The sequence below is a fragment of the Cyanobacteriota bacterium genome (assembly GCA_025054735.1).
GTDB lineage: Bacteria > Cyanobacteriota > Cyanobacteriia > SKYG9 > SKYG9 > SKYG9.
This window is the reverse complement of the sequence record JANWZG010000070.1, coordinates 1-11654: the sequence shown is the minus strand read 5'-3', so window position 1 is coordinate 11654 and position 11654 is coordinate 1. Positions and strand designations below refer to the sequence as shown.

General features: G+C 48.6%; 9 protein-coding genes. 5 read left to right on the top strand and 4 right to left on the bottom strand.

The annotated features are described in order from the left end of the window. Together NZ772_05240 and NZ772_05235 are read right to left on the bottom strand one after the other, a co-directional pair. Positions 1–412 (bottom strand): hypothetical protein (locus NZ772_05240; protein MCS6812964.1); only part of this gene is annotated, 412 nt, incomplete at its 3' end. A 171-nt stretch (positions 413–583) separates the two neighbouring features. Continuing rightward, positions 584–1354: an RNA methyltransferase gene (locus NZ772_05235; protein MCS6812963.1), complete on the bottom strand. Its 771-nt coding sequence runs from the start codon at positions 1352–1354 to the stop codon at positions 584–586. A 39-nt stretch (positions 1355–1393) separates the two neighbouring features. On the opposite strand from NZ772_05235, the gene NZ772_05230 reads away from it, so the two are divergent. After that, positions 1394–2524 (top strand): class I SAM-dependent methyltransferase, encoded by a 1131-nt coding sequence (locus tag NZ772_05230; protein MCS6812962.1) that lies wholly within the window; start codon positions 1394–1396, stop codon positions 2522–2524. A 47-nt stretch (positions 2525–2571) separates the two neighbouring features. Here the strand turns inward: NZ772_05230 and NZ772_05225 are convergent, their stop codons facing one another. Beyond that, positions 2572–4671, bottom strand: a complete 2100-nt coding sequence (locus NZ772_05225; GenBank protein ID MCS6812961.1) for a flavin-dependent dehydrogenase — start codon at positions 4669–4671, stop codon at positions 2572–2574. Positions 4672–5111: 440 nt separating this feature from the next. Here NZ772_05225 and NZ772_05220 point away from each other — a divergent pair, with 440 nt between their 5' ends. From NZ772_05220 to NZ772_05210, 3 genes are all read left to right on the top strand, one after another. Then, complete coding sequence (locus NZ772_05220; GenBank protein MCS6812960.1) at positions 5112–6746, top strand: AarF/ABC1/UbiB kinase family protein; 1635 nt, start codon at positions 5112–5114, stop codon at positions 6744–6746. Positions 6747–6866: 120 nt separating this feature from the next. Beyond that, on the top strand, positions 6867–7253 hold the full coding sequence (locus tag NZ772_05215; GenBank protein ID MCS6812959.1) for a hypothetical protein: 387 nt from the start codon (positions 6867–6869) through the stop codon (positions 7251–7253). Between the two features lie 270 nt (positions 7254–7523). Next, positions 7524–8048: a peptidylprolyl isomerase gene (locus NZ772_05210; GenBank protein ID MCS6812958.1), complete on the top strand. Its 525-nt coding sequence runs from the start codon at positions 7524–7526 to the stop codon at positions 8046–8048. Positions 8049–8176: 128 nt separating this feature from the next. On the opposite strand, the gene NZ772_05205 is transcribed toward NZ772_05210, so the two are convergent. After that, a complete protein-coding gene (locus NZ772_05205; protein MCS6812957.1) occupies positions 8177–10228 on the bottom strand; it encodes an adenylate/guanylate cyclase domain-containing protein in 2052 nt (683 codons plus the stop codon). A 772-nt stretch (positions 10229–11000) separates the two neighbouring features. Between NZ772_05205 and NZ772_05200 the strand changes: the two genes are divergently transcribed. Next, positions 11001–11654, top strand: a 654-nt coding sequence (locus NZ772_05200) for a hypothetical protein (protein ID MCS6812956.1), incomplete at its 3' end; no start/stop codon positions are given.

Genomic DNA, 11654 nt, shown 5'->3' with positions numbered 1-11654 from the left:
CTTCTGAAGGAGAGGGTTGCGCCTCCAGACTTCGGCGCGATCGCTTAGATGTGGAACTAGTCGTGTCGCGTTTGGCTGCCTGACTAGTTGATGTTTCTTTAGATTTCTCAGCTCGGTCAGCGAACACAAACACCTTAGCTCCATTAGCCTGTTGGAAAGGTACTGGCTGTTGCAACCCAAATTTGGGAATTGGGGAAGCTGATGACGAACTTGATAGTGGAGCCTCCTCTTGAGAGGAGCTGCTAGAAGTACCATTAATTGGCGTAACCGAGAATAGCGAGTTCCGCGATGGACGAATAGGGGTAACTGCGGAACTAGAATTGGACGCTGACGACTCAGACGCTGCATCTTGGTGCAGTGCTTGCTTTACATCTAGCCGACGTTGGCGACGATCGCGACGCTTACTGTTCATCTACTCAGCTCAAGCCTCATCAGGGTAGATATGACTCCACTAGTTTGAATGCAAGACTACTCTTGAACACAAAACCGCTAGGCTCACACCCAAAACCATTGGGATCGTAAGCAAGATAGCACAGGACTTTCTTGATCAACCTAAGCGATTTGACAAAAACCTAAGAAATTTCTAAGGTGAATGACTCTGCTGCCGCAATGCCCATCGCATCTGTCGAATAATGCCTCGCAACATAGCCAGTTCTTGCTCTGAAGGAGACGATCGCGTCAATAGCCAGCGAAACTTTTCCATACGACTAGTGGTTGTGTGCGGGTGAAGATAGCCAATTTCCAACAGCAATGTCTGCAAATCTTGATAGAAACGTTCTAACGACTCTAGGGGGGGTAATGGGTCTTGGCGATTCCATAACTCACCATGACTAGTAGACGATAAATTTTGAGCTTCATGGGCTAGAGCACGATGATGAATAGCCAGCTCATAACAACAAATCGCTACACTTTGAGCCAAGTTCAGGGACGGATAGGCCGGGTCTGTAGGGATTTGTACAAGACGCTGGGCGTACTTCAACTCATCATTCGTAAGTCCTCGGTCTTCTCGGCCAAAGACGAGAGCACTTTGCCCAGACCCCAGCAGCAACCAAGGCAGGGCAGCGCGAGGAGACTCTAAGGGCATGGGAAACGCGCGATCGCGTCCAAGGGTAGCAATGATTCGCTGGCAACCCTGCAACGCCTGAGCTAGGGTAGCAACTTGTTTAGCTGATGACAGTACATCACCAGCATGAACAGCCATTTGCCTAGCATCCACAGAGCCAAGATCGCAACGAGGATTGACAACTACCAGATGATGGAACCCCATATTTTTCATCACCCGTGCTATGGATCCCACATTTAAGGCTCCTGCTGGTTCCACAAGCACAATCCGAATATTGGTAATCAATGCCATGATTTATGATGATGAGTTGAGACAGACAAGGAACCGAGTGTGAATACGTCTTATCGTCGCCTAGAGGGTATGCTGCGCTGCCCATTAACAGCAACTAGTCTAAGGTTATTGACCCCCGAAGAGTTAATGGCAGTTAACGATCGCTACGACAGCCTTACTCACCTAGGTGGCACACCTGTAGGCAAACCTCTTGAGGCCGGATTTAGCACTATTGATGGCAAGCTGTTATATCCCGTATGGGACGACATTGTTCGGCTATTACCGGCATGGGCAATTGTAGTGCAACCTAACCAAGTTGCCCTAGACCAGCTCACCATCCCCTTAGCATCCATTAAGACTGACGTGCAAGCCTTCTACGATCAAGTGGGTTGGACAGAGGTTACTGATAATGTCTTCACTGATGCTGCCCGATTTGAAGACCTTCGCCCCGTTGCGCAAGAGTATATTCACCGTTGTAACATGCGGGTAAGACGCTACCTACCGGCAAAGGGTGATTTTTTGTTAGATATTGCCTCAGGCCCGTTACAGCATCCCGACTACATAACCTACTCAGAAAACTATCATTACCGCATTTGTGGAGATATCTCATTGGTAGCCTTACAGGCAGCTCGACGAAAATTGGGCGATCGAGGCATCTATCTCCTGTGTGACATCACCTGCATACCCTTACAGGACAATGTTGTTGATAGTTTTGTCTCATTACATACCATCTATCACGTGCCTGCTGAGGAGCAAGCATTAGCCTTTACAGAACTGCATCGCGTCCTGAAGCCAAATCGCACTGGTGTAGTGGTATACAGTTGGGGGCCATATTCCTGGTTGATGCTGGCGACATTACTACCTATAAAGCTCATAAATACCTGCAAGCGGCTGTGGCAGGTCAATATTTGGAAACGGCTTCAGCAGCGTCTGCATCCTCAACCATCCACGACTCAAGAACCGCTGCTCTATTTTCATCCTCAACCCTACTGCTGGGTTAAGCAGGTTATAGCATCCCAACTGACGATCGACATCTTCACATGGCGCAGTGTTAGTGTACTGTTCACCAAAGCCTATGCCCATGAGCGACTGGGTCGTGCCCTGTTGCGCCTGGTGTATCAGTTGGAAGAGCAATTGCCTCGGTTGATGGGTAGACTGGGTGCCTATCCATTAATCGTGATTAAGAAATAATCGTGATCGAAACAATGAGCCGTCAGACGGTTCTTACCAGGTCTTTGTTACTCTGTTGATGATCTGATCGCCGTTGATGGCGCAGTGTAAGCAGTCGTCGATGATTGTGCCATGGCTCTAAATCGCTCAGACGTACTGCCAAGTACTTCATAACGTTGTGCTAACAACCATAGCCACAATGCTGGATACCGTGGTTCCAGCCAAGCATGAATCCAATTCATGAACGGTGTAATCCAAGGTTTGAGTAAGTATCGCTTTAGAGATGCCCAAGTGAAATCGACATAGCTCAAGAGCCAGCGCAGCAAGTCACGCCAACCAGCTAGCTGCCAAATCCACCACAACAATGCTGGATTTCGTACAGCCGCCTTCAGTGCCAGTTGATTAAATGTAAGCCAATCAATCCGATCCTTAATAAATTTGTCTGCAACCTCTGGAGGTTCATTGGCCAAAATACCAAAAAAGGTATTAAGTGTGGCATTAATCCGCTCTGGGGGCAGATATTGACCTGTAGGCACCATCATGCCTTTGGAAAATAGCCAGGTAACAGCCACATTACTTTGATGAGCGCGAATCTGATTAAGATACTGACTGGTAAGCAAATCATGCCTAAGGGCAGTATCTAGCAAGTCTGTAAGGCGGGGAAGGTTGCGCACCAATGAGCCAAAGCCTGTGAAGACCAGGGGAGATTGCAACGAGGCTGCATCTCCGATCGCCACCAGCCGGTCAAAGGCAACCCGGCGATCGCGGCTACTCGTGCTGAAATAGCCAGGAATATATCCAAATGTGGCCTTACGCCAGACTAACTGATCTAGGTCACAGCGACGATACTCTGGCAGGATAGTAAAAAAGTCCTCATACAGCTCCAACAGGGATCCAGGATTATCCGGGTGGATTTGATGGTAGTGAAACAGGTAAATTGTCACTTCATCATCCTTGCCTGGAAACAGTTCCCATATCAGTTGCCGTCCGCGAGAGCTATCCCCATGACTAAACAGTACATCACCATAGCGATGATCCCAAGCACCAGGGGGAAACCCAGACGCAATAGCAGCACCTACGGTTGGACAAACACTGTCAAACGCCCGCCCATTGTTAAGTTGCCATGCGATTGGTGAGGCAGTTCCCATAGCGTCCACAACTAACCGTCCAACGGCTTGGCGATCGCGACCAGTGGGTAATTGCCGTGCATAGACCGTGACTTGGCTAGGAGCAATCTCAACTCGGGTAAATTCAGTCTCATCCCAGATTTCACCACCAGCGGCCTGTAGCTTCTCACCGCACAACCGCAACAGTGCTTCTGCATCCAGCGAGACATTCAGTACAGTGGGCGTATGCAACACTGCTGCCTTTGCTTGAGGAGGGTTATTGGCATCAAAAAACTTGTGGAATCCATCCACATATTCCCGAGCAATCAGGGTCTCAAACTCTTGAGGAGTAAACAGTCCTATGTCGATCAACTGCTGGAACTCGTCCCGTGAAATATTCCACTCACGGTTCATGCGCCCAAATGGCAATCGTTCAATTAGCAGCACCCGGTAGCCCAGTCGTGCCATCATCGCCGCGTGAATAACGCCTAAAGCTCCACCAACATAGATCAGGTCATAGATAGGTTGAACGGACGTAGCAGAATCCGGAGGATTGAGCGTGTTAAACACCACTTGATTTGGCTGGCGGGGGCGTTGCACCCCTTCTCGCCACCGTTGCTCCCACCAATAGACACGGGTAAGATCATAGTCTCCATTAGGGATGCGCTGAAAAAACTTGACCGTCTGGGGATAATACGGCGCAAGGGCAGCAAAGATAGACTGCTGCGAGAGGTCGATCGCAGGCAATGTCGGGTAGCGATAGGGAAACGCCTGCCGGATATCCCTTACGAATTGGCGCAGAAGTTTCTGTTCGCTAGGAACTGGCTGCTGCGCCCAGCGAAACACCTTCAAATAGGTTGTTCGCTGCACTGACCAAACGAAAAGAGATAGCTCTGGATATCTGTCAGCAGCAATAACATTCTCGGCGGCAGCAAACAACAATCGGATTCCATCTGGGGTAATAATTTTCTGACCCGCGATCGGTCTGTAGTGTTCATGTAACCAAACTTTAACTGCATCAATGTCTGGCTGCGGAATTTCAATGTAAAGAAGTTGTTCCATGCTGGAGTTGGTGAGGGCGCGTAGCAATCCTTAAAAAAATCTACACCATTCCAAGAATGGGTAGCCCTGTAGAAATAGCAACGTTAAGTAGAAAGCCTAGAGATGTCGCTCTACATCGGATTCATAGTGCTTGCAATTCCTAGATGCTGAATGTCAACTGTAATAAAACTGCTGTTAACACACGGATTAGCTCTGCACCACCTGCTCAGAATCAAGCTTGACTCATAAACGCAAATTTACAGAGTCATAGGCACAAATTATAAAGTTATGTTGAGTTTTTCTCTCAAGTTGTAAGGAATATGTATTTCCATATACTTTAATAAATAAACCGTAAATTTTTCCTAATCGTGGGAATTAGGATCTAAGGTCATTTTGTAAACCTAGCTTAACATCATAGGAAAGGGGTACCGGAATCTGTGGGGCACCATGCACTCGCTCAGATGCAGCGTTACGATGCTGAAAAAATTGCACACTATTATCGATACCGCCCTTGGCGGGTAATTTGGCGGGCGATCGTGATTACTTGGTGGGTGGTTGGATTTTTGCTCACCCTCGCAATTGAAAACAGTTATCAGCAACGTGATTCATCAGGCACAGTCTCTCAAGAGAAACTCGCAACCCGATTGCGCGAGACCTTGACCCATCTGGGGCCTACCTTTATCAAGGTTGGTCAGGCCCTGTCAACACGCCCAGACTTAATTCGCAAAGACTATCTAGAAGAATTGGTGAAGCTTCAGGATCAACTGCCACCATTTCCTAATGAGCAAGCCTTTGCCATTATCGAACAAGAGCTAGACTGTTCAGTTGATGATGCTTTTAGCGAACTGTCGGCTGAGCCAGTGGCGGCTGCAAGTTTGGGACAAGTCTACCGAGGGCGGTTGCGAACTGGGGAAGAGGTAGCAGTCAAGGTACAGCGTCCTAATCTCTTGCCAACTATCACCTTGGATCTGTACTTGCTGCGTTGGGTTGCAGGCTGGATTGGGCCATTTTTGCCCCTAAATCTCGGTCATGACCTCACCCTAATTGTGGATGAGTTCGGCACGAAACTGTTCGAGGAGATCGACTATGTAAACGAGGGACGCAATGCAGAATTGTTTGCCCGCAACTTTCAGGACAATCCCTATGTGAAGGTGCCTGTAATTTATTGGCGCTACACCAGTACCCATGTGCTGACCCTAGAGTGGATCCATGGATTTAAGCTCACTGATGTCGATCGCATCAAAGCGGCTGGATTGAACGTAGATCAGTTGATTCAAATTGGTGTCATTTCTGGCCTGCGGCAACTGTTGGAGTTTGGCTTCTTCCATGCGGATCCGCATCCTGGCAATCTGTTTGCTACCCCTGACGGGCGCATGGCCTACATCGACTTCGGCATGATGGATCAGTTAGACGAATCCACCAAGGAAACGATTGTGGATGCTGTTGTACACCTAGTTAACCAGGATTATCCAGTCCTAGCCAAGGATTTTGTGCAGCTAGGTTTTCTCGCACCTGATACTGATATTCGACCGATCGTGCCTGCCTTAGAAGCTGTACTTGGCAATGTCATGCGGGGCAGCGTCCGTGACTTTAACTTTAAGACCATCACTGATCAATTTTCTGAGTTGATGTACGACTATCCCTTCCGGGTACCCGCTAAATTTGCGCTGATTATTCGCTCCTTGGTCACCCAAGAGGGCTTGGCGATCACGTTGAATCCTGAGTTTCGGATTGTGGATGTGTCCTATCCTTACGTAGCGCGTCGCTTGCTCACAGGTGAGTCTCCACAGTTGCGCCGTCGATTGCTAGAGGTGCTGTTCCGCGATGGTAAGTTCCAGTGGCATCGTCTAGAAAACCTGATTCGGATTGCACGGACAGATGACAGTTTCGATATTTTGCCTACGGCTCAACTGGGGTTACGATATTTGCTCTCTGAGGAAGCGCGGCAGTTCCGCCGTCAATTACTACTAGCTCTGGTAGAAGACGATCGCCTCCACACCCAGGAGGTGCAGAACCTATGGAACCTAGTTAAAGATGACATTCAGCCTGCACGATTGTTTAATGTAGCTCTAGAAGCCCTGACAGGTGTTCGATAGGTAGATGCCTGGAGCTATGTGGCAGAAGCAGCGTATGTAGCGATCATTAACTAGCAAAACGTATTACGCTTAACAAGTGTTAACAATCTCACTGACGGCTGAGGCCCATAAATTAAATCCATGGATTCTTACTACTATCTTGTCTTACCGGAACCTCCTTATGTTTTGCTAGTTGCCGGTTTTTTGGCTGCGATTGTCTCTGGTGCGGCATTTTATAAAACCTTGCTGTGTCGCACTCGTGAATGGTCAGAGCAACGATCAACGCGCTCTCTAGCTGAGCTACGGGGTAGTTCCCTATTTACCCCTTTCCTGGGCATTTTTGGTGGCATCCTGGTCTTTCTAGCGTCAGGGCTAGAAGTGTTTGGCTTTTTTCCACCCTTTACCTACATCATCTCCCTAGTCCTAACCTTGTCCACTGCTGGTCTTGTCTGGTACCAACTAGGGCGAGTTTTGATGCAAGTCGAGAAGGGTGGCTTCAAATCCCTAGATTTAGACTCATTTGGCTAGCGCTAGTCCATACCTCTCTAGTGCGACACACCTAGTTCACTGCAACTAGTGCAACTGATACAACTAGGGCAACTACTACAATTAGCGTGATGAGTGCAATTTGTGCAAACAGCGCCTATAGCTGGCACTTGTGAAATTGCTATACTCTAGCTGAGCTGGCTGCAGTTGCATCCATTTGCGATCACCAGGCGCTGATGGTTCCTGAACTTTTTTCAGAGCCTATCACCAATCCACTACTACGCTGAACTATCGACTTGAGTTAACAACACTATGACAACTTCATCCAATCCACGAGTTTTTTTCGACATCACGATCGGCGGCAAACCTGCGGGTCGCATTGTTATGGAACTGAGGGCTGATATCGTCCCCAAAACTGCTGAAAACTTTCGCGCTCTCTGCACTGGAGAAAAAGGGCAGGGTGCTTCTGGCAAACCATTACACTACAAGGGGTCTACCTTTCACCGTATCATTCCTGACTTTATGTGCCAAGGCGGAGATTTCACCCGTGGTAATGGCACTGGGGGTGAGTCTATCTATGGCACCAGATTTGCCGACGAAAACTTCATTCTGAAACACACTGGGCCTGGGCTATTGAGTATGGCCAATGCTGGCCCTGGTACCAATGGTTCTCAGTTTTTTATTACCACCACTGAAACACCTTGGCTGGATGGCAAGCACGTTGTTTTTGGCAGTGTAGTGGAGGGCCTGGAGGTAGTGCAGGCGATGGAAGCAGTTGGTAGTGATAGTGGTGTGACTCGGCAACCCGTTGTGATTGCTGATTGTGGTCAACTGTAACTTGGTAGGGTAGCTGGCGATCGTTCAAATTGATGACTTAAGCCAGCCCCCCAGTCAGACTGAAACTGCTCGTAAAAGCCACCTAATAAAAGCCACCTAATATCTGTGCTGTATACCATGCAGAGCATCTAAGTGGCTGGGGATGATTTACTAACTGGCGTTTGGCTAGTTACTCTAGCAAGACGTTGCTTCAAATCCTCCTTAGCCTGCTCTAGTTCAGCCCGAACTTGATGATACAGGGCTGTGCTCTCACCTTTTAGCCCTATAACACTATAGAGCTTCACAGTGCCGCGCCCTCGAATCATCTGTTGTCCCATGTACTCTACTTGAATCTGGTCTTTTACCCGATCGTAGACTTCATCGGTAATTAAAAAGTCTGTACCTAACTCCTTCGTTAACCCTTCCACACGACTAGCGGTATTGACGGTATCCCCAATCACCGTATATTCAACCCGCTTAATGGAGCCAATATTGCCTGACACTACCTCACCATAGTTCAGGCCGATGCCATTGTAGAGGGGAATTTGGCCAGTCTCGCGCCAATAGTCCCGTAACTTTGCCAGTGCCCGCCGCATCCCTAAGCCTGCCCGAATAGCGCACATAATGTCAGCAACAGCGCCTTGAGAGACAGGAGCACCAAATTCTGCCATGATGGCATCTCCAATGTATTTGTCGATCGTTCCTCGCTCTGCAATGATCACGTCTACCATGGCACTAAGGTACATATTCAGTTGGGCGACTAGGGTTTCTGGGGGCAACTCGTAGGACAACGTTGTGAATCCACGGATATCACAGAACATCACCGCTGCGCTAATTTTGCGTCCCCGCAACTGAGCTTGATAGTCATCCGGCTGGCTAAGAATTTCCCTGGCGATCGCGGGTGACACATATCGTTCTAACGTCTGTCTCAAGCGATTCTTTTCCAAGTAAGCACCTGTAGCCTTTGCGATAAACAGGGAGATACTACCTAACATAAGCGCCATCACTGGTATGGCAGTAGGCAATATCGTGTTGCTGATAGCAAAACTGGCATAGCTAATCATCGTCCAGATGCCAGAACTACCAATGCCCCACAGCAGCGGCACTAGAGGGCGGTTGGGCAACACAATGAGGATAGCAGCAGCTCCAGCGACAATGAGCGCGACAACAATTCCCTGACCTATGGGGTGGGGAATAGCTTCTCGTAGGCTACGTCCCTCCATCAGGGTTGCAATCGCATTAGCATGAATTTCAACTCCTGAGGTGCGGGCTGAGAAGGGAGTAGGTTGAAAATCTTGAAACTCCAGCGCTGTTGGGCCAATTAGGACAATCTTATTTTTGAAGAAGGCTCCCTGTTGGTAGAGATTTTTCCAGGGTTCTGGATCCAATACATGCCAAAAAGGGATACTGGTGAAGGTACCTGGCGGGCCGTAGAAGAAAATGCCCTCCCCCTGTGCAGGGGGATACTTGATGCCTGCTGCAGTCAAGGTTGCCTCTTGAAATGACGGCACCACTGGCAGGTCTTCTCCGGCAATTTCACGATCGTAGTAAACCGTAGAGCGCTGGTGTACAAGGTTATCAGCCTCTAGCGGCACGTTAATAAATCCAACAGATTGGGGCTGAGTCACTAATCTAGGTGTGACTGAATCTAACTTGCGAGCAGAAAACTCGGCAGTACTGACTAAATCATATTTGACGGCTAGGGTCACACGCCCAGCATGGCGCTCTAGAGCTTGACGAAAGGCACGATCATCTGCCTCCCCATACACGCTAGGAGTCGTAAACAATACGTCAAAGGCGATAGCTCTTGCTCCAGCAGCCATCAGTCTATCGATAACTACTGCATAGCCTGATCGTCGCCAAGGCCACTTTTCCAACGGAGCCAAATGGGGATATTTTTCCGGATGGGCAGCGTAGATTTCACCCTGATTGAGGGAATCTTCGTCGATGGCTAAGATTACAATCTCCGGCGGAGGATCAACCCGTCCACGTTGGCGTGTGAACCAAGCTTGGGCCTGACGTTCCCACTGCTGTACGTAGAAAAACTGCTGACCCGTTGTAATTGCTGCTAATAGTCCCCAGTAAACAATCAGCGCATAACCGATTGTGCTGGAATTCAACCATTTCTTGACCCGGAATGAAGACTCGGACACTACATAGTCAGATGGTTCCGATTGACGACGATTTTGAGGACGTTGCATAGTAGGTACGATTGAAACATTGATTTATAGAGGACTACACCCTTACATGGCAACAACGAGGTATCAGGAGAACACTGAAAAGTTTTGGCACTAGCTTCTAGCCATCGCTCGGCTACAACAATCACGTCTTGCTCTACATTAGCTAGCTAGTACAAACCCGATTGAGGTTAACTAATACATGACCAACTTAATCATTAACTCAGCTTGCTGCTAGAGATTGCCACGAAAACGTGGGCACATCTAACCACAGCCTTCAACTTTAGGATGATGTGTGACTATCCACTTAGCCTCCGACGATCAATGGAGTCCATAGCTCCCATTGGGAAATGCTTGGGAATTGCCCCAAGTTGCAGACAACCCCTGTAGGAGTCCACTGCATTCACAGTAAGCTATATGTCAATAGTTTCAGAGAATCCGCCGAACTGTCGGCTATGATTAGCAGTCGATATGGTTTGGAACTGCTACTACGGGCACAGCGAAGAGCAGCGTTGGCATCACGATCAACCGTGGAGATAACACAAAGTTTTTATGCATTGCGTTTCTTTTACTCTGACTTAAGAGTGCTAGACTCAGGCATGATCATTGCAAGCGCTACAGTTGAAATTGTTTGTATCAGAACTGTAACAAGCACGGCAAAAAATTCAAAATACCACAGTAGTCTGTCAACGATTCAGCGTCCATGCCATGATCGCATGGCAATACAGGTTTATAATTGACAGACTCTCTAAGGATTGCAGTAAACTCCAATAGAGTACCTACACGCAACGAGAGAATGAACTGGTTTCGCCCTTGGTCAATGTTGGTAACCACGACTACAGTTTGGGCTGCGCTTACCGTCCCTAGTCAGTCTCAACTGAGTATGTGTCAACCTCCCAACCCTGGAGAGTATTTATTGTTGGTTGTTAGCCAAACACCAGAAGCCCAGGCCCAAGTGAAGCGTGCCTTACCTGCGAATGCTAGTTCTTCGGTTTGTCAATACCTAGACACGATCATAACTCGTGTAGAAGGCTTTACGAATCTTGATATTGCCAATGCTTGGGCAGCCTATGTCACCGATGTGTCTGGCTTGCCTGCTTTTGTTGTTCAACCTGCTTCCACTGTGGCAACGTCACCTATTGTGCCCTCACCCACGGTGCCTTCAACACAGCCATCACCTGTTGTTACTCCTATTGATCGTCAACCTCAGCCAACGCAGGCCAGACCTACTCAGCCTGCACCTGCACCATTGCCCTACAACCCTAAGCTCTTGGGGTCAGGCTTTGCTGTTCTAGTGGACTATAACAACCGACCAGAGATAGCATCTCAGTTGCGGCAAATTCTAGGACGTGATATCGGCTTTGTATCCTACGAGCAGCGGCCCTACCTGTTGGCCAACCATACCCCTGCTCAGGGTACAGCTAACGCCACTCAGCGGGTGTTGCGCGAT